The organism is Modestobacter sp. I12A-02662 (assembly GCF_041028325.1).
Lineage (GTDB): Bacteria > Actinomycetota > Actinomycetes > Mycobacteriales > Geodermatophilaceae > Modestobacter.
The window spans coordinates 54,735-72,561 of the sequence record NZ_JABGDE010000003.1 but is presented as its reverse complement, the minus strand read 5'-3'; the positions used below and the strand labels follow the sequence as shown (position 1 = coordinate 72,561).

The following is a 17,827-nucleotide window of genomic DNA, read 5'->3' as shown; positions in this document are numbered from 1 at the left end:
CCGTGGCCCGCATCTCACCCACCGTCATCAGCCTACGGACGGTGGGTGACGAAACCGAGGCAGACTGGCTCCGTGCCCGACCAACCGCAGCTGACCATCCAGGGCTGGGCTCCGTCCGGGACGCGGGTGGCGACGCTCCGGGCCCGCGAGGACGCACCCGACGGCTCGGACGACGGCGTCCTCGAGCTCACCCCCGACCCCGACCTGCGCACGGCGCTGCCCACGGCGGCCCGCCGCCACCTGGCGCGGCAGCTGGGCTGGACACCCCGCGCCACCCCGCCGGTCCCCGTCCGGGAGATCCGGCTGGGCCCCTCGCTGCTGCCGGCGCCGGCGCGGGCGGCCTTCACCGCGCTGCTCGGCGAGGAGCACGTGGCCGACGACCGGGCCACCCGGCTCGCGCACGCCGGGGGCCGCAGCTACCTGGACCTGGTGCGCCGACGGGCGGGCGACGCGAGCGACGCCCCCGACGCCGTCCTCACACCCGGCGGCACCGACGAGGTCGCCGCGGTGCTGCGCGCCTGCAGCGCGCTGGGCGTGGTCGCCGTCCCGTACGGCGGGGGTACCAGCGGGGTGGGCGGCCTGGCCGGCACCGACGTGGACGACCGGCCGGTGGTCGCGGTGGACCTGCGGCGGCTGGACGCGGTGCACGACGTCGACGTCCCCTCGTCGCTGGTGACCGTCGGCCCCGGCATGCGCGGCCCGGCGCTGGAGACCGCGCTCGCCGAGCACGGCCTGACCCTCGGCCACACACCGGAGAGCTGGGAGTTCGCCACCCTGGGCGGGTACGCCGCCACCCGTTGGGCCGGCCAGTCGTCGACCGGCACCGGCCGGTTCGAGGACCTGGTCGCCGGCCTGACCCTGGCCACCCCGACCGGGACGCTCGAGCTCGGCCGCCCGCCCGCGTCGGCCGCCGGCCCGGACCTGCTCGGGCTCGCGCTGGGCTCCGAGGGGACCCTGGGCGTGATCACCGAGCTGCGGCTGCGGGTGCGCCCACGGCCCCGGACGACGCGGTACGAGGGCTGGTCGTTCCGCAGCTGGGCCGCCGGGCTGGTGGCACTGCAGCGGCTGGCGCGCCACGAGCTGCTGCCCGACGTCCTCCGCCTCGCCGATCCCGACGAGACCCGGGCCACCCTGCTGCAGGCTCCCGGCACGCGGGCGCTGCGCGCCCGGCTGCGGGCCCGCGGCCACGGCGCGGGCTGCCTGCTGGTGGCCGGCTGGGAGGGCCTGCCGACGCTGGTCCGTGCCCGGCGGACGGCGGCCGGCTCGGTGCTGCGGGACGGCGGCGCGACGCGGCTCGGCCGTCGGCCCGGGCGCGCCTGGCTGCGGTCCCGCTTCGCCGGCCCGCACCTGCGCGACCGGCTGCTGGACGCCGGGCTGCTGGCCGGGACGCTGGAGACCGCGGCCCCCTGGAGCGCCCTGCCCGCGGTGTACGACGCCGTCCGGGCCGCCCTGGACTCGTCGCTGACCCGGCCGGGACGCCGGCCCCTGGTCATGTCCTCGATCGGGCACGGCTACGCGACCGGCGCCTCCCTGTCGGTGACCGTGCTGGCCGACCGGGACGACGAGCTCCCGCTGCAGCAGTGGCTGACCGCCCAGCGGGCCGCCACCGACGCCGTGCTCGCCGCGGGCGGCACGCTCAGCCACCACTTCGGCGTCGGCGCCGACCACCGGCCCTGGCTGGCGCAGGAGATCGGGCCGCTCGGCGTGGACCTGCTGCGGGCGGTGAAGCGGCAGCTCGATCCGCAGCGGGTGTGCAACCCCGGCGTCCTGCTGCCCGACTGACGCTGCGTGTGGTCGTTCCCCCGATCGGGTAGCCGCACGGCATGGACTGCGCGGCTGCTCATGTCCCGGCCGGCGGATCGCCCGCCGGAGCCGTCCAGCTCGGCGAGGACGCGACCGGCCCCCTGCTGCGCTTCACCGGCCGGGTGGACAAGGAGGTCGTCCGGTCGTTCCGGCGCGGCGTCGCGCCGGCGTCCTGGCCCGCCCGGATCGACCTGACCGCGGTCACCGCCCTGGACCCCGCGGGCCTGGAGCTGCTCCTGCACCTGGCCCGCAAGCAGGCGCGCACCGGGGCGACCCTCCAGGTGATCGGTCTGGCCGGGAGCCTGCGGCCGGCGCTGGAACGGGCCGGGCTCGGCCGCCTGCTGCCCCGCCCCGGCGCCTGACCGGCCCCGTACCCCGCACCCGGGTCGGCGCAGGTCAGCGCCCCGACCCGACGGTGCGCCCCCTCGCGGAGCGGCACCGGTCACGTCGCGACCGCAGATTGTGAGCGGTAACAAGAACGTGGCGCGGATCACAACGATCCGATAACAACCGTCTCACCAGCGGTAACGCCCACGCGATCCCGTACCACCATCCCCCTCGGCGACCACGACTGAGAACGCTCACAGTGGCCGCGACGATCGAGCCCGCCGCGTTGGCCGGAGCGTCGGCAGCCTCCTTCCGGGGCCCGCCGAGCCGCCTCCCGAGCACCGCGGTCGCCCGTTCGGCACCACCACGACCAGCCGGACGGGGCTCCCCGCACGGTGTTGACCTCGACGAGGAGGACAGGTGTTCAAGAAGACGGCACTCACCGCCCTGACGGCGGCCCTGGCGCTCGGCCTGACGGCCTGCGGTGGCAGTGACGAGGGCTCATCCACCACCGGCGGTGGCGGCGGTGGTGGCGGCGGCGGCGACACCATCACCCTGGGCTTCGCCCAGGTCGGTGCCGAGAGCGGATGGCGGACGGCGAACACCGCCTCCATCCAGGAGGCGGCCGAGGCGGCCGGCATCGACCTGCAGTTCTCCGACGCCCAGCAGAAGCAGGAGAACCAGATCTCGGCGATCCGCTCGTTCATCCAGCAGCGGGTCGACGTCATCGCGTTCAGCCCCGTCGTGGAGACCGGGTGGGACGCGGTCCTGCTGGAGGCCAAGCGGGCCAACATCCCGGTGATCCTCACCGACCGCTCGGTGGACAGCGAGGACGACTCCCTGTACGTGACCTTCCTCGGCTCGGACTTCGTCGAGGAGGGCAAGAAGGCCGGCGAGTGGGCCGTGGAGAACTGGGGCGGCCAGCAGACGTTCATCGCCGAGCTCCAGGGCACCACCGGCGCCGCACCCGCCATCGACCGCCAGGAGGGCTTCGCCGACGCCATCGCCGGCACGCCGAACCTGCAGGTGGTCGCGTCCCAGACCGGCGACTTCACCCGTTCCGGCGGCCGCGAGGTCATGGAGGCGATGCTGAACTCCCACCCGGAGATCAACGCCGTCTACGCGCACAACGACGACATGGGCCTGGGCGCGATCGAGGCGATCGAGGCGGCCGGCAAGGTGCCCGGCAAGGACATCCAGATCATCACCGTCGACGCGGTGAAGGACGGCATGCAGGCACTGGCCGACGGCAAGATCAACTTCATCGTGGAGTGCAACCCGCTGCTCGGTGAGCAGCTGATGGACCTGGCCAAGAAGGTCGTCGCCGGCGAGGAGGTCCCGGCCCGGGTGGTCACCGAGGAGACCACCTTCACCCAGGAGCAGGCCATCGAGGTCCTGCCCGAGCGCCAGTACTGACCTCCCCGTTCCCGACCGGCTCCGCCGTCCGCCGCTCCTCCGGCGGACGGCGGAGCCCAGCCAGAGAGGTCAGCGCATGCGCACCACCCCTGCCGGGCCGGCGGACCCCGCGGCTCCGGGAGCCCCGTCCCGCCCGGTCGTCGAGATGTCCGGGATCACCATCGAGTTCCCCGGCGTGAAGGCGCTCCAGGACGTCGACCTGCGGCTGTTCCCCGGCGAGGTGCACGCCCTCATGGGCGAGAACGGCGCCGGGAAGTCGACCCTGATCAAGGCGCTCACCGGCGTCTACAGCTACGACTCGGGCACGGTCACCGTCGGCGGGACCGAGCGCGGCTTCAGCTCCCCGGCCGAGGCGCAGGCCGCCGGGATCAGCACCGTGTACCAAGAGGTCAACCTCTGCCCCAACCTGTCGGTCACCGAGAACATCGTGCTCGGCCGCGAGCCGCGCCGCCGGGGCTCCATCGACCGCCGCGCCAGCCGCACCCGCGCCCGCGCGGTGCTGTCCCGCCTCCACCTGGACGTCGACCCCGACTCGACCCTCGGCACGCACCCGATCGCCGTCCAGCAGCTGGTCGCCATCGCCCGCGCCGTGGACACCGACTGCCGCGTCCTCGTGCTCGACGAGCCGACCTCCAGCCTGGACGCCGGTGAGGTCGCCGAGCTGTTCCGGGTGGTCCGGGCGCTGCGCGACAGCGGCGTGGCCATCCTGTTCGTCTCGCACTTCCTCGACCAGGTCTACGAGATCTCCGACCGGATGACCGTGCTGCGCAACGGCCAGCTGGTCGGCGAGCACCGCACCGCGGACCTGCCCCGGCTGCGGCTGGTGCAGGAGATGATCGGCCGCGAGCTGGCCACCCTCGAGGACCTCGAGCGGGCGGCGGCGCACCCGGTGCCGAGCGACGCCGTGCCGCGGCTGTCCGGGCGGGGGATCGGCCGGACCGGCGCCCTCGCCCCGGTCGACCTGGACGTGCACGCCGGCCGCGTGGTCGGCCTGGCCGGGCTCCTGGGGTCCGGCCGCACCGAGCTGACCCGGCTGCTGTTCGGCGCGGACCGGGCAACCAGCGGCGAGCTCCGCGTGGACGGCCGGCCGGTCCGGCTGCGCAGCCCGAGACAGGCCATCGCCCACCGGATCGCCTTCTCCTCCGAGGACCGCAAGGCCGAGGGGGTGGTCGGTGACCTGACCGTGCGGGACAACCTGCTGCTGGCGCTGCAGGCCCGCCGCGGATGGCTGCGTCCGATCCCCCGGCGGACCGGGGACGAGCTGGTGGCCAAGTACATGGCCGCCCTCGACGTCCGGCCCGCGGACCCCGACGCCCTGCTCCGGAACCTCTCCGGCGGCAACCAGCAGAAGGTCCTGCTCGCCCGCTGGCTGCTCACCGAGCCCCGGCTGCTGCTGCTCGACGAGCCGACCCGCGGCATCGACATCGGCGCCAAGGCGCAGATCCAGCAGCTGGTCGCCCAGCTGGCCGCCGACGGGATGTCGGTGGTCTTCGTCTCCGCCGAGCTGGAGGAGGTCGTGCGCATCTGCGACCAGGTCGTCGTCCTCCGTGACCGGCACAAGGTCGCCGAGCTGGACGGGGCCACCTCGTCCGTCGACGACGTCGTCGACCTCATCGCCCGTGGAGGACGGTCGTGAACCGGCTGACCCGCTCCCCGCTGCTGTGGCCGCTGCTGGCCCTGGCGGCGCTCCTGCTGTTCAACCTCGTGGTCAACCCCGGCTTCTTCGCCGTCCGGATCCAGGACGGCCACCTGTTCGGCTCGCTGGTCGACGTGCTGAAGAACGCCGCCCCCACGCTGCTCATCGCGATCGGCATGACCCTGGTCATCGCCAGCCGGGGCATCGACCTCTCGGTCGGCGCGGTGGTGGCCATCGCCGGCGCGATCGCCTGCAACTCCCTGGTCTCCGCCCCGGACCCCACGTCCGCCGGGGCGGCGGTCGTCGCGATCAGCACGGCGCTGGGCGTCGCGCTGCTGCTGGGGGCCTGGAACGGCCTGCTGGTCTCGGTGTTCGGGATCCAGCCGATCATCGCCACCCTGGTGCTGATGACCGCCGGCCGGGGCATCGCGATGCTGATCACCGACGGCCAGATCATCACCGTCGACAACGACACCTACGGCTGGCTCGGCGGCGGCCACCTGCTCGGCATCCCGGCGCAGGTGGTGGTCGCCGGGCTGATCCTGCTGACCGTCGCCCTGCTGACCCGGCGCACCGCGCTGGGCATGCTCCTCGAGGCGGTCGGGATCAACCCCGAGGCCGCCCGGCTGGCCGGCGTGCGGTCGCGCAGCATCGTGTGGACCGTCTACGTCTTCGCCGCCCTCGCCGCGGCGGTGGCCGGGCTGATGATCAGCGCGCAGGTCACCGCGGCCGACGCCAACCGGGCCGGCCTGTTCATCGAGCTCGACGCGATCCTCGCCGTCGTCATCGGCGGCACCTCGCTGGCCGGCGGCCGGTACTCGCTGACCGGCACGGTGGTCGGCGCGCTGATCCTGCAGACGCTGACCACGACCGTGTACACCGTCGGCATCCCGCCGGACATGACGACCCTGTTCAAGGCGCTGGTCGTGATCGTGGTCTTCCTGCTGCAGGCCCCGCGGCTGCGCGCCGTCATGGCCCGCCGCCGCCGGCCCGCACCCCCGCCGCTGCCGTCGGGCGGGCTGCCCGACGAGGCCGCGGCCGTCCTCACCGGCGGCCCGGCCCTCGGCGACGACGAGCACACCCCCGCCCACGCTCCCGCCCCGACGGCCAGCGGGACCACCGGGTCCGGCCGAGGAGCCCTGCGATGACCGTCTCCGACACCCGGCCCACCGCGCCCGACCCGGCCGCTCCCCCGCCGGCCGGGCCCGGCGACCGGCGCCGCGCCTGGCAGCGCTGGCTTCGCAGCACCACCACCGGCTCCCGCACCTTCTCGGTGCTCGTCACCGGGGTGCTGCTGGTGGTGCTCTTCGGCACCGGCTCCGCCCGGTACGAGAACTTCGGCAGCCCCCAGGTCGCGCTCAACCTGCTGGTCGACAACGCGCACCTGGTGGTGCTGGCGGTGGGGATGACCTTCGTCATCCTGACCGGCGGCATCGACCTGTCCTCCGGTGCGGTGGTCGCGCTCTCGACGGTCATCGCCGCCTCGCTGCTGGAGGCGGGCTGGCCGGCGCCGGTCGCGATCGCCGTCGTGCTCGCCACCGGGGCGCTCCTCGGCTGGCTGATGGGGGCCGCGGTCCACCACCTGCAGCTGCAGCCGTTCATCGTCACGCTCGCCGGGATGTTCCTCGCCCGCGGGCTGTGCTTCGTGATCAGCGTGCCCTCGATCCCGATCCGCGACCCGTTCTTCCAGTCGATGGCGCAGGACGTCGTGGAGCTGCCCGGGAACACCTTCCTGACCTACAGCGTCTTCATCGCCCTCGCCGTCCTGGCGGCGGCCGTCTGGGTCCTGCACCGCACCCGCTTCGGGCGCACCGTCTACGCGATCGGCGGCAACGAGTCCTCCGCGGCGCTGATGGGTCTCGCGGTGGGGCGCACGAAGGTGGGCGTGTACGTGATCAGCGGGACCTGCTCCGCGCTGGCCGGCCTGCTGTTCACCTTCTACATGCTCTCCGGCTACAGCCTGCACGCGATCGGCATGGAGCTCGACGCGATCGCCGCCGTGGTGATCGGTGGGACACTGCTCACCGGCGGCGCCGGCTACGTGGTCGGGTCGCTGCTGGGGGTGCTCGTGCTGGGCACCATCCAGGCGCTGATCTCCTTCGACGGCGGTCTGAGCAGCTGGTGGACCAGGATCACCGTCGGGGTGCTGCTGCTGGTGTTCGTCGTCGTCCAGCGGCTGACCACCCGGCGAGCCCGGCCGGGGACGTGAGGCCGTTCGCGGCCGCCGGGTCGTCACCGGAGGCGGCGCGGGCGGGAGGAGGGCCCATGTCGGCACGGGCCAGCCGGCCGGCGGTGATGACCGATGTCGCCCAGCTGGCCGGCGTCTCCCACCAGACGGTGTCGCGGGTGGTCAACGGGCACCCGCACGTGCGCGAGGAGACCCGCGAGCGGGTGCTCGCGGCGATGGAGAAGCTGGGCTACCGGCGCAACCTCACCGCCCGGGCCCTGGCGACCCGGCGGACCGACACGATCGGCGTGGTCGCGTTCGACACCACCCTGTACGGGCCGGCCAGCACGTTGTTCAGCATCGAGGAGGCGGCCCGGGCGCGGGGCTACCACGTCAGCGTGGTCACCGTGCCCGACCCCGACGAGGACGCCTTCGCCGACGCGGTCGAGCGGCTGCTCGAGCAGTCGGTGACCGGCGTGGTGGTCCTGGCCCCCCAGCGCGCCCAGGTGCGGGTGATGGCCGGCCTGCCCGCCGACCTGCCGGCGGTGGCGGTCGAGGGCGGCGCGGCGCCGGGGATCCCGGCGGTGGTCATCGACCAGGTGGACGGCGCCATCCAGGCCACCCGGCACCTGATCGAGCTCGGCCACCGGCACGTGGTGCACGTCTCCGGCCGCGAGGACTGGATCGAGGCCGACGCCCGGCTGAGGGGCTGGCGCCAGGCGATGTCCGCGGCCGGCCTCGACCTGCCGCCCGTGCTGGCCGGCGACTGGAGCCCCCGGTCCGGCTACGAGGCGGGCCTGCGCCTGGTGGCCGAGCAGCCGGAGGCGACCGCGGTGTTCGCGGCCAACGACCACATGGCCCTCGGGATGCTGCGGGCGCTCGCCGAGGCCGGCGTCGACGTCCCGGGGCAGGTGAGCGTCGTGGGCTTCGACGACATGGCCGAGGCCGAGTTCCTGCGCCCGCCGCTGACCACGGTGCGGCAGGACTTCCCCGAGGTGGGACGACGGTGCGTCGACCTGCTGCTGGACCGGATCGCCGGCGGCACCACCTGGTTCGAGGGGCCGCCGGTGGTCGTGCCGTCCCGGCTGGTCGTGCGCGCCTCGACCGCCGTGCGGGGCGGGGACGGCGCCCCGCCCGCGGGGTGAGCCCGCCGGGTGGGGTGGCCGCGCCGACCAAGATCGAGCACCCTCGGAGCATGACCGCCGGGTACGAGGTGACCAGCGAGGTCGGCCGGCTGCGCACCGTGCTGCTGCACCGGCCGGGGGCGGAGCTGCGCCGGCTCACTCCGCGCAACAACGACGAGCTGCTGTTCGACGGCGTGCCGTGGGTCGCCCGCGCGCAGGACGAGCACGACGCCTTCGCCGCGGCGCTCACCGAGCGGGGCGTCGAGGTGCTGTACCTCGACCGGCTGCTGGCCGAGGTGATGGGCGTGCCCGCCGCGCGGGAGACGTCCATCGCCGCCGCGGTCGACGACCCTCGGCTGGGGGCGACCCTGCGGCACGCGACCACCGCGCACCTCGAGGGGCTGTCCGCCGAGGACCTCGCCCAGGCGCTGATCACCGGTGTCGCGCACGACGAGCTGCGCGGCGGCCGGGGGCTGGCCTACCAGCTGATGCGGCGCGGGGACTTCGTCGTCCCGCCGCTGCCCAACCTGCTGTTCACCCGCGACTCGTCGGTGTGGGTGGGGGACGAGGTGGCGGTGACCTCGCTCGCGATGCCGGCCCGCGCCCGGGAGAGCGTGCTCACCCGCGCCGTCTACACCCACCACCCGCGCTTCTCCGGGACCGAGCAGCTCTACGACGCCTCGCTGGAGCACCTGGAGGGCGGTGACGTGCTCCTGCTCGGGCCCGGGGTGGTCGCCGTCGGGGTGGGCGAGCGGACGACGGCGGGCGGCGCCGAGCGGCTGGCCCGCCGGGTGTTCGCCCGCGGGCTGGCGCACACGGTGCTCGTCGTCCCCATCGCGCAGCAGCGCGCCACGATGCACCTGGACACCATCTGCACGATGGTCGACGTCGACGCGCTGGTCATGTACCCGGCGGTCGCCGACCACCTGCAGGCCTGGACCGTCACCGCCCACGACGACCTGCCCGACGAGGCGGACACCGTGGAGCTGACCGTCCGCGGCCCCCGGCCGTTCCTGGAGGCGGCGGCGCAGGCGATGGGCAGCGACCGGCTGCGGCTCATCGACACCGGCCTGGACCCGGTGACCGCGGAACGCGAGCAGTGGGACGACGGCAACAACACCCTCGCGCTCGCCCCCCGGCTGGCGGTGGCCTACGAGCGCAACACCGTCACCAACGCCGCCCTGGAGGCAGCCGGCATCGAGGTGGTGGCGATCGCCGGGTCCGAGCTCGGCAGCGGCCGCGGCGGGCCGCGCTGCATGTCCTGCCCGGTGCTCCGCGACCCGCTGCCCTGACCCTCAGGCGGCGTGCGGCTCCGCATGGTGCCGGGCGGCCGGGTCGGCGGGCAACCGGCGGACGCCCGGGGCGGCCGAGGTCGCCTGGGCCGACACGGCTGCCCGGCCGGCGGACCACCGGCCGGCCCACGCCCGCAGGACACCGCGGGGCCCGCGGCCCGGCGTCCGTCCGCGTACGGCGAGCGCGCTGACCAGCACCGCGCCGCCGACGAGCAGCAGGTGGAGCCCGGCCCGGCCGGCGTGCACGGCTCCGGAGCCAAGGTCGGCGAGCGTCACGGCGACCAGGACGACGGTGAACGAGAGCAGGAACGGCAGCGCCCCCGCGGCCAGCCGGGGCCGGACGGCGACGACGAGGAAGCAGGCCGCCAGCCCGAGGTTCCAGGCACCGGTCTCGTGCGCCACGTGGGACGCGCCCCCGCCCAGGAACGGCGGCAGTCCGACGGCGAGCTGCCCGGCACCCACGGCCAGCAGGGTCAGCCGGAGGGCGGCGTCCACGCCGGGCCCGCGCAGCGACACCCGGCGGCGGGGCAGCCGGTCGAGCACCGCGGCGGCGACGTCGGGCACCGGGGCCGCCGGGGTGAGCCGGGCCCGGCGGGTCACCTCGGCCGCGGCCTCCGCCCAGTTCCGGCAGGCGCCGCAGCTGGTCAGGTGCTCGTCGACCCAGCGCTGCGGCACGCCCGGGGACTCGCCGTCGAGCCCGGCCGACACCGCCTCGCGGAAGGGTTCACAGGACACGCTGGCATAGTCGCCACCGACGGACACGGAGTTCCCGGAGGGTGGTCGTGGGACAGCTGGAACGTCTCGCGGCCCAGGCGGCCGCGGGCGACGTGGCGGCGCAGGCGGCGCTGATCCGGGAGACCCAGGCCGACGTGTGGCGGCTGTGCGCCCACCTGGCCGACCGGCAGGTCGCCGAGGACCTCACCCAGGAGACCTACCTGCGTGCGCTGCCGGCGCTGCGCCGCTTCGAGGGCCGCTCCGGCGTGCGCACCTGGCTGCTGTCGATCGCCCGCCGGGTGTGCGCCGACCACCTGCGCCGCCGGGCCCGCCGTCCGCTGGTCCTGGTGGGCGAGGACACCGACCTGGGCGCCCTGGTCCGCGACGTCCCGCTCGACGAGGTGGGCGGGACCGTCGCCGCGCAGGACGTGCTCGACCGGCTGGAGCCCGAGCGCCGGGAGGCCTTCGTGCTCACCCAGCTGATCGGGCTGCCCTACGCCGAGGCCGCCGAGGTGGTCGGCTGCCCGGTGGGCACGATCCGCTCCCGGGTCGCCCGGGCCCGCGCCGACCTGGTCGAGGCCCTCGTCGCCGCCGACCACCCCCGGACCCGCCGCCCCTCCTGACGGAGGGATCCCCGGCGTCTCACGGACGACGGTGGGCTTTCCACGTGCAGCCATCCGAGCCGGGCAGGTCCCCCGTCGCGACGGGGCGTTCGGGACGTGTCCGGAGCCCACCACCGTGGATGGTGATCCGTGATCCCGGCATCGCCTTGGTGGCCAGTTCCTCCTCCAGGTTGACGAGGAAGATCCGATACGCCGCCGTGGTCGGGTCCACGTCGGGGAACACGATGCCGGCATCCTCGGACGACGGAGCCAGGAGCCGAGCGAACTCCTCCTCGGGCACCTCCAGGATGATCGCCGGGTCCACGGGTCGGCCGTTGTGGGACCGCACGAGCAACGCCCCGGTCGAGCCGTCCCGCTCGAGGTGCGTTCCCTCGCCGGCGAGGTCGTCGACCAGTCGGGCCACGGAGGTCACGGGCCAACTCCTACCCCGGATCGGCGGAGCAGGGAAGCGTCAGGGGTTCTGCGCGGCCAGCCGGCGGAGGCGCTCGTTGTAGGCGGCCAGCTCCGGGTCCTCGCCGGTCCCGCCGCGGGCGATCGCCCGGTCCCGCGCCCGCTCCTCCGCCCGCGAGGCCCGGTCCTCCGACCGCGACCACTGGAAGAACACCACCGCGAGCACCAGGACCGTCGGGAACTCACCGAAGGACCAGGCGATGCCGCCGGCCGCGCCCTGGTCGTACAGCGGGTCGACCCCCCAGGACGCCGGCGGGTTCGCGTAGCTGGTGAGCAGGATGCTGCTGCTCATCATCACCGCGACGCCGAAGAACGCGTGGAACGGCGCGGGCAGCAGCAGCTCGAGCATCCGACCGCCGTACCCGGCCCGCCGCGGCCACGGGTCCACGGCGAGGATCGGGCCGAAGAACAGCAGCCCGGTCACCAGGAAGTGCAGCAGCATGAAGGTGTGCCCCGGCACGGTGCTCATCAGGTCGTCGAAGACCGGCGTGAAGTAGACGCCGTAGAGGCTGGCGACGAACAGCGGCACGGTGAACAGCGGGTGCGAGACGAACCGGCCGAGCCGGCTGTGCAGCCCGCTCAGCAGCAGCCGGCGCGGCATGCCCGCCGGCCCGCGGGACGTCGGCAGGGCGCGCAGCGCGAGCGTGACCGGGGCCCCGAGGAGCAGCAGCAGCGGGGTGATCATGGTCAGCACCATGTGCTGCACCATGTGCAGGCTGAACATGGCCATGCCGTAGGTCTGCAGGCCGCTGGCGCAGACGTGGAACAGGCTCGCGCAGCCGGCCATCCAGGCCACCGTGCGGAGCGGCCGCCACCGCACCCGGCGGGCGTGCAGCCGCCACAACCCGACCGCGTAGGCGACGGCGAGCAGGACCGCCAGCCAGGCGACCGGGGACGCCGCTCCCAGGTCGAGGGCCAGCACCCGGCCGGTCGTCGGCGGCAGCTCCGGCAGGTGCATGCCGCCGTGCTCGTGTCCCACGTCAGTTCCTCCTCGTACCGCGCCGTGCCCAGCCCACGGTAAGCGGCCGGGCCGCCCACCGTGGGCCGTACGTCAGCGCAGGGTGACCTGGCGGGACAGCAGGCCCGCGCGGGCCCGCCGCTCGTCGGCGGTCAGCGGGGTGTCGACGGCCAGCGCCGCCTCCAGCCGCGACTGCAGCTCCGTCGCGGGGCCGGCCCAGTCGGCACCCGGCACGTCGGCGGGCACGTCCCACACCGGGACGACGAGGCCCAGCGCGCGGAAGGCGCCGGCGTACCGGGTCCCCTCCCCGAGGAGCAGCTCCCCGCCGGCCGAGAGCCGGGCCAGCGCGTCGAGCAGCTGCTCCTCCGGCTCCGGCCGCACCCACCGGACGTGCGCGCGGTCGTCGCTGGGCCGGCACCAGTAGGCCGCCTCCAGGCCCGCCAGCCGGACCGTCGGCATGATCATCTGGTTGGCCTGCTCGAGCCCGGCCCGGGCGGCCGCGTCGACCTGGGCGCCCTCCAGCCAGAACCCGAAGTCCTCGTGCACGGTGACCTCGAACGGCGCGGTCAGGTCGAGCAGCTCCTGCAGCCGCGGGCCGGCGGACCCGGCGCCGCCGACCGGGCCCGGGTCGACCGGAGCGCCGGCGGGCGCCTCGAGCGCGGCGGCGAGCGCCGTCCCCAGGTCGCGGCTGACGTCGTCGGACGACGTCGCCAGCTGCACCCCCAGGAGCACCTCGCCGTTCGCGCGGACCAGGGCGGGCGTGCCACCGGGCAGCACGCTGGCCAGCGTGGCCGTGCGGCCGGAGGTGGTGGTCAGCGTGGCCGTCGCGGCCGGGACGAGCTCGCGCAGCGCCACCCAGTCGGGCTCGCCGGGCAGCCCCTCGAACGGCCGGCGGACCGGCGGTGCGTAGCCCGAGCCGTGGCAGTGCTTGTACCGGCGGCCGGAGCCGCAGGGGCACGGCGCCTTCGGGTTCACCTCGCCCGAGGCGGGGGCGGCGGGACGGCGGGTCGCGGAACGGGCCATGGGGTCAGCGTAAACAAAGGACCCCCTCGCCCCCCGCCCCTCGCAGGCTCGCGGCCGGGCCCTGCGAGGGGCCGTCTGCCGCGAGTTCGGGCGAGGTTGTCCCTGAATAGGCTCCGGGTGTGACGCTCGCACCGCCGCCGCTGGACCTGACCGACCCGGCCGTGGTGGCCGATCCCTACCCCGCCTTCGCCCGGGCCCGGGCCGCGGCGCCGGTCCAGTGGGACGAGCCGCTCGGCCTGTGGCTGGCGTTCACGCACGCGGAGGCCGACGCGGTGCTCCGGAACCGCCGCCTGGGCCGGATCTGGCGGGACGAGGAGCCCGGGGAGCGGTTGGACAGCTTCAACCTGATCCACCGCAACGCGATCCTGGAGATGGAGCCGCCGGAGCACACCCGGCTGCGCCGGCTGGTCAGCGCCGCATTCGCCCGCGGGCACGTCGAGCGGCTGCGGCCCTGGGTGCAGGAGCTCGCCGACTCGCTGGTCGACCGGCTGGTGGAGCGCTCCGGCGGCAGCACGCCGGTCGACGTCCTCTCCGGGATGGCCGAGGAGCTGCCGGTCGCGGTCATCGCCGAGCTGCTCGGCGTCCCCGCGGCCGACCGGCCGCTGCTGCGGCCGTGGTCCAACGCGATCGTGAAGATGTACGAGTACGGCCGGACGACGCAGGTCGAGGACGCCGCGGAGCGCGCCGCCGCCGAGTTCGTCGCCTACCTGCGCGACCTCGCCGCCGACCGCCGCCGCTCGCCCGGTGAGGACCTGCTCACCCACCTGGTGACCGTCCGCGACTCCGACGGCGACCGGCTCACCGAGGACGAGCTGGTCACCACCTGCATCCTGCTGCTCAACGCCGGGCACGAGGCGACGGTCAACGTGTCCGGCAACGGCCTGCTGGCGCTGCTGGAGCACCCCGGGGAGCTCGCCCGGCTGCGCGCGGACCCGGGCCTGCTGCCGACCGCGATCGAGGAGCTCATGCGCTTCGACTCGCCGCTGCAGCTGTTCGAGCGCACCGCGACCGCCGACGTCGAGATCGGCGGGGCCACCCTGCGGGCCGGCCAGAAGATCGCCGCCCTGCTCGGCAGCGCCAACCGGGACCCGGCCGTCTTCGCCGACCCGGACACGCTGGACGTCGGCCGCACCGACAACCCGCACATCACCTTCGGTGCGGGGGTGCACTTCTGCCTCGGTGCGCCGCTGGCCCGGGTGGAGCTGCAGGCGTCGTTCGGTGCGCTGCTGTCGCGCACGTCGCGGCTGGAGCTCGGCGGCCCCGCGCGGCGCCGTCCGGAGTTCGTCATCCGCGGCCTGCGGGAGCTGCCCGTCGTCCTGACCCCCTGAGCGCGCGGGACCGCCCCCGAGCACACCGCTCAGCGGCGACGGCGCGCCAGCGCCCCCTGGACCGCGGCCCGCAGGCCGGCCACCCGGCGGCGGACGCCGGCCAGCACGGCCTGCACCCCGATGGCCAGCGCGCTCGGCCCCGCCCCGACCTCAGGGGCGACCCCGGTGCGGGCGGTCTCGTCGACGGCGTCGGCGAACTGCTCGAACAACCGCTGGCTGACGTCGCCGGCCAGCGCCCGGCCGAACTGCGCGATCCGCCCGGAGAGGAAGACCGCCGCCTCGGCCACCAGCACCGTGCCCCCATCGGGTGCCGCGGTGGCCCGCAGGTCGATGTCGGCGGCCGTCCGGTTGCCGCCGGTGTCCGCTCCCTGCGCCAGCAGGCTCAGCCGGTGCCCGTCGGCGTCCCGCTCGACGATCTGCGCGAGGCCCTCGAACGCCAACCGCACGGGGCCCAGGGCGACCTTCGCCCGGCCGGCGTACCGGTCGCCGCCCAGGTCGGCGGTCATCTCCGCGCCGGGCAGGCAGCGCGCCAGCCGGTCGACGTCGTCCATCACCGCCCAGACGTCCCCAACCGGGCTGGTCAGCTCGCGCCGCACCTCGACGGTGATCGTCGGCGTCCCGGTCGGCCGGGTCAGCTCGGTCGGCGCCTGCTCCGCCACGTCGCCCTCGGGGCCGGCGTCGGGTGCCGCCGGCGCCTGCGCGGCCCCGCCGCGGCCCACCAGGGTGCGCGGCGCGCAGTTGAGCGGCGCCGGGATGCCGTCCGGGTGCGCCTCCGCGACGTCGGCCACCGCGGCGAGGATGCCGCGGTAGCCCGTGCAGCGGCAGATCACCCCGGACAGCTCCTCCGGGAGCGTCTCCGGGTCGAGCTCGCCCTCGCCGTGGGACAGCAGGTCGTAGGAACTCATCAGGAACCCGGGCGTGCAGAACCCGCACTGCAGCGCGTGGTGGTGGCTGAACGCCTGCTGCAGGGGGTGCTGCTCGTCCTGGGTGCCCAGCCCCTCGACGGTGACGACGTCGGTGCCCTCGGCCTGGACGGCGAAGACCAGGCAGGCCCGGGCGGCGTCGCCGTCGATCAGCACGGTGCACATGCCGCACACGCCGTGCTCGCAGCCGAGGTGCGTGCCGGACAGCCCCAGGTGTGCCCGCAGCGCGTCGGCCAGGTGCATCCGGGCGGGCACCGCGATGGTGACCGGCGTCCCGTTGACGGTGAAGGAGACGTCGACGAGCTCGTCGGCGGCGGCCTTCACCGGCCGCTGGGGTGCCCGGCGGGTGGTGCCGGACGTCGGGATGGTGGTCACGGTCGGCCTCCGGTGGATCGGGTGAGCGCCCGGGCGAGCTCGCGGGCGGCGAGGACGGCGAACAGCCGGCGGCGGTAGCCCTGCGAGCCGTGCGCGTCGCCGGAGGTGTCCACGACGTCCCGGGCGAGCTCCTCGGTGCCGGGGCGCAGGGCGGACTCGACGTCCGGCTCCCCCGCCGCCGCCCGGACGAGCTCGGCGACGTCCCGGGTCTGCGCGCGGTCGGAGACGCCGAACCCGCTGAGCACCGCCTCCTGCACCGCGCCGCCGGCCGAGCGGACCCGGGCGACGACGCCGGCCAGGGCGAAGTCGCCGTGCCGGCGGGCGATCTCGGCGAACCCGTACCCGTCGCCGGGGCCGGCCACCGGGAACTCCGCGGCGGTCAGGATCTCGTCGACGCCGACCGAGGTGGTCATCGCGCCCTGGAAGAACGCCTCGGCGGGGACCGTCCGTCGCCCGGCCGGGCCGGTGACCTCCAGCGTGGCGCCGAGGCAGGACGCGACGGCGGGGAGCTCCGCCCCGGGATCGGCGTGCGCCAGGCTGCCGCAGACGGTTCCCCGGCTGCGCAGCTCACGGTGGCCCACGAACGGCAGCGCGAGGCCGAGCAGGGGGACGTCGCGGGCAGCGGGGCTGCGCTCCAGCTGCCGCTGGCGGGCGGTGGCGCCGACCCGGAGGACGTCGCCGCGCCGGTCGATGGTGTCCAGCCCCGAGGCGCCGTTGATGTCGACCAGCGTCCCGGGACGCCCCAGGCGCATGGCCAGCACCGGCACCAGGGACTGGCCCCCGGCCAGCACCTTGCCGTCGCCGTCGGTGGCGGCGAGCTCTGCGACGGCGTCGTCCAGGGTGGCGGGGCGGACGTAGGCGAACGGGGCTGCCTTCATCGTGCTCAGCGCCCCGTGAAGGTCGGCTTGCGCTTCTCCCCGAAGGCCTTGACGCCCTCGGCGAAGTCCTGCGTCGCCCGCAGCATCGAGTACGCCTTCCGCTCCAGCTCGATGCCGGTGTACAGCGGCCCGTCGATGCCCCGGTCGAGGACCTCCTTGCCGGTGCGCAGGGCCGCCGGGCTGAAGCCGATCAGCTTGCCGACCAGCTTCTCGACGCCCTCGTCGAGCGCGGCCCGGTCCGGGTACAGCTCGGCGACCAGTCCCCAGTCCAGCGCCTGCTGCGCCTTGATCCGGGTGGCGGTGAGGATGTGGTACTTGGCCCGGGACAGGCCGATCAGCCGGGACAGCCGCTGGGTGCCGCCGCTGCCCGGGATCATGCCGAGGTTCATCTCCGGCAGCGCGAACTCGCTGCGCTCGGTGGCCAGCCGGATGTCGCAGGAGAGGGCCAGCTCCAGACCGACACCGAAGCAGTAGCCGTCCACGGCGACGACGACCGGCTTGGCGCTGCGGGCGGGCGCGGTGACGTCCTGCCCGAGGTCGGTCAGGTCGATCGGGTCGACCTCCATGAAGCCGGCGATGTCCCCGCCCGAGGTGAAGTGCTTGCCGTCCGAGCGGACGACCACGGCGCGCACGTTGCTGTCCCGGTCGATCTCGGCGAACCGCTCGGCCATCCTGGCCCGCATCTCCATCGTCACGATCGTGTACCCGCCGTGGGACAGGGTCAGGTAGGCCACCTGGCCGTCGTGTCCGTGGTCGAGCAGGACGTCTCCACCGGTGGTGGGCATACGGA

General features: G+C 75.2%; 17 protein-coding genes. 10 read left to right on the top strand and 7 right to left on the bottom strand.

All coding sequences use genetic code 11. The annotated features are described in order from the left end of the window. Positions 1–72 precede the first annotated feature (72 nt). The 8 genes from HL189_RS03180 to HL189_RS03145 all read left to right on the top strand — a co-directional run bounded on the left by HL189_RS03180 (position 73) and on the right by HL189_RS03145 (position 9,765). Positions 73–1,782 carry an FAD-binding oxidoreductase gene (locus HL189_RS03180; RefSeq protein ID WP_369132257.1) on the top strand — a complete coding sequence of 570 codons (1,710 nt, stop codon included), beginning with the start codon at positions 73–75 and terminating at the stop codon, positions 1,780–1,782. A 41-nt stretch (positions 1,783–1,823) separates the two neighbouring features. After that, positions 1,824–2,165 carry a lipid asymmetry maintenance protein MlaB gene (locus HL189_RS03175; RefSeq protein ID WP_369132256.1) on the top strand — a complete coding sequence of 114 codons (342 nt, stop codon included), beginning with the start codon at positions 1,824–1,826 and terminating at the stop codon, positions 2,163–2,165. 385 nt (positions 2,166–2,550) lie between these two features. Then, a complete protein-coding gene (locus HL189_RS03170; protein WP_369132255.1) occupies positions 2,551–3,546 on the top strand; it encodes an ABC transporter substrate-binding protein in 996 nt (331 codons plus the stop codon). A gap of 76 nt (positions 3,547–3,622) precedes the next feature. After that, on the top strand, positions 3,623–5,182 hold the full coding sequence (locus HL189_RS03165; protein ID WP_369132254.1) for a sugar ABC transporter ATP-binding protein: 1,560 nt from the start codon (positions 3,623–3,625) through the stop codon (positions 5,180–5,182). Beyond that, positions 5,179–6,330 carry an ABC transporter permease gene (locus HL189_RS03160; protein ID WP_369132253.1) on the top strand — a complete coding sequence of 384 codons (1,152 nt, stop codon included), beginning with the start codon at positions 5,179–5,181 and terminating at the stop codon, positions 6,328–6,330. Before HL189_RS03165 ends, HL189_RS03160 begins: the two co-directional genes overlap by 4 nt. Then, positions 6,327–7,391, top strand: coding sequence for a galactofuranose ABC transporter, permease protein YjfF (gene yjfF / locus HL189_RS03155; RefSeq protein WP_369132252.1), 1,065 nt, complete (start codon positions 6,327–6,329; stop codon positions 7,389–7,391). The genes HL189_RS03160 and yjfF overlap by 4 nt, the downstream gene beginning before the upstream one ends. Before the next feature lie 56 nt (positions 7,392–7,447). Continuing rightward, the gene (locus tag HL189_RS03150; protein ID WP_369132251.1) at positions 7,448–8,494 is read left to right on the top strand and encodes a LacI family DNA-binding transcriptional regulator; all 1,047 of its coding nucleotides are present in this window, start codon (positions 7,448–7,450) and stop codon (positions 8,492–8,494) included. Between the two features lie 50 nt (positions 8,495–8,544). Next, positions 8,545–9,765 (top strand): arginine deiminase, encoded by a 1,221-nt coding sequence (locus HL189_RS03145; protein WP_369132250.1) that lies wholly within the window; start codon positions 8,545–8,547, stop codon positions 9,763–9,765. A 3-nt stretch (positions 9,766–9,768) separates the two neighbouring features. On the opposite strand, the gene HL189_RS03140 is transcribed toward HL189_RS03145, so the two are convergent. Next, positions 9,769–10,500 (bottom strand): zf-HC2 domain-containing protein, encoded by a 732-nt coding sequence (locus tag HL189_RS03140; protein WP_369132249.1) that lies wholly within the window; start codon positions 10,498–10,500, stop codon positions 9,769–9,771. Positions 10,501–10,547: 47 nt separating this feature from the next. On the opposite strand from HL189_RS03140, the gene HL189_RS03135 reads away from it, so the two are divergent. Beyond that, positions 10,548–11,102: a sigma-70 family RNA polymerase sigma factor gene (locus HL189_RS03135; protein ID WP_369132248.1), complete on the top strand. Its 555-nt coding sequence runs from the start codon at positions 10,548–10,550 to the stop codon at positions 11,100–11,102. A 19-nt stretch (positions 11,103–11,121) separates the two neighbouring features. On the opposite strand, the gene HL189_RS03130 is transcribed toward HL189_RS03135, so the two are convergent. From HL189_RS03130 to HL189_RS03120, 3 genes are all read right to left on the bottom strand, one after another. Continuing rightward, a complete protein-coding gene (locus tag HL189_RS03130; protein ID WP_369132247.1) occupies positions 11,122–11,514 on the bottom strand; it encodes a hypothetical protein in 393 nt (130 codons plus the stop codon). Positions 11,515–11,553: 39 nt separating this feature from the next. Further along, a complete protein-coding gene (locus tag HL189_RS03125; protein WP_369132246.1) occupies positions 11,554–12,531 on the bottom strand; it encodes a cytochrome c oxidase assembly protein in 978 nt (325 codons plus the stop codon). A 72-nt stretch (positions 12,532–12,603) separates the two neighbouring features. Further along, complete coding sequence (locus HL189_RS03120) at positions 12,604–13,533, bottom strand: DUF5926 family protein (protein WP_369132245.1); 930 nt, start codon at positions 13,531–13,533, stop codon at positions 12,604–12,606. Positions 13,534–13,652: 119 nt separating this feature from the next. On the opposite strand from HL189_RS03120, the gene HL189_RS03115 reads away from it, so the two are divergent. Next, complete coding sequence (locus HL189_RS03115) at positions 13,653–14,861, top strand: cytochrome P450 (protein ID WP_369132244.1); 1,209 nt, start codon at positions 13,653–13,655, stop codon at positions 14,859–14,861. A gap of 29 nt (positions 14,862–14,890) precedes the next feature. Here HL189_RS03115 and HL189_RS03110 read toward each other — a convergent pair whose 3' ends face one another. The 3 genes from HL189_RS03110 to HL189_RS03100 are packed head-to-tail and all read right to left on the bottom strand — an operon-like array spanning position 14,891 to position 17,822. Then, positions 14,891–16,159 (bottom strand): 2Fe-2S iron-sulfur cluster-binding protein, encoded by a 1,269-nt coding sequence (locus HL189_RS03110; protein ID WP_369132243.1) that lies wholly within the window; start codon positions 16,157–16,159, stop codon positions 14,891–14,893. Beyond that, positions 16,156–17,037 carry a xanthine dehydrogenase family protein subunit M gene (locus HL189_RS03105; protein WP_369132242.1) on the bottom strand — a complete coding sequence of 294 codons (882 nt, stop codon included), beginning with the start codon at positions 17,035–17,037 and terminating at the stop codon, positions 16,156–16,158. Before HL189_RS03105 ends, HL189_RS03110 begins: the two co-directional genes overlap by 4 nt. 5 nt (positions 17,038–17,042) lie before the next feature. Next, positions 17,043–17,822 (bottom strand): enoyl-CoA hydratase/isomerase family protein, encoded by a 780-nt coding sequence (locus tag HL189_RS03100; RefSeq protein ID WP_369132241.1) that lies wholly within the window; start codon positions 17,820–17,822, stop codon positions 17,043–17,045. Positions 17,823–17,827: the final 5 nt, after the last annotated feature.

Coding starts and splice junctions, on each gene's coding strand:
- HL189_RS03145 (WP_369132250.1), top strand. CDS start 8,545: ATGACCGCCGGGTACGAGGTGACCAGCGAGGTCGGCCGGCTGCGCACC.
- HL189_RS03120 (WP_369132245.1), bottom strand. CDS start 13,533: ATGGCCCGTTCCGCGACCCGCCGTCCCGCCGCCCCCGCCTCGGGCGAG.
- HL189_RS03175 (WP_369132256.1), top strand. CDS start 1,824: ATGGACTGCGCGGCTGCTCATGTCCCGGCCGGCGGATCGCCCGCCGGA.
- HL189_RS03150 (WP_369132251.1), top strand. CDS start 7,448: ATGTCGGCACGGGCCAGCCGGCCGGCGGTGATGACCGATGTCGCCCAG.
- HL189_RS03105 (WP_369132242.1), bottom strand. CDS start 17,037: ATGAAGGCAGCCCCGTTCGCCTACGTCCGCCCCGCCACCCTGGACGAC.
- HL189_RS03100 (WP_369132241.1), bottom strand. CDS start 17,822: ATGCCCACCACCGGTGGAGACGTCCTGCTCGACCACGGACACGACGGC.
- yjfF (WP_369132252.1), top strand. CDS start 6,327: ATGACCGTCTCCGACACCCGGCCCACCGCGCCCGACCCGGCCGCTCCC.
- HL189_RS03165 (WP_369132254.1), top strand. CDS start 3,623: ATGCGCACCACCCCTGCCGGGCCGGCGGACCCCGCGGCTCCGGGAGCC.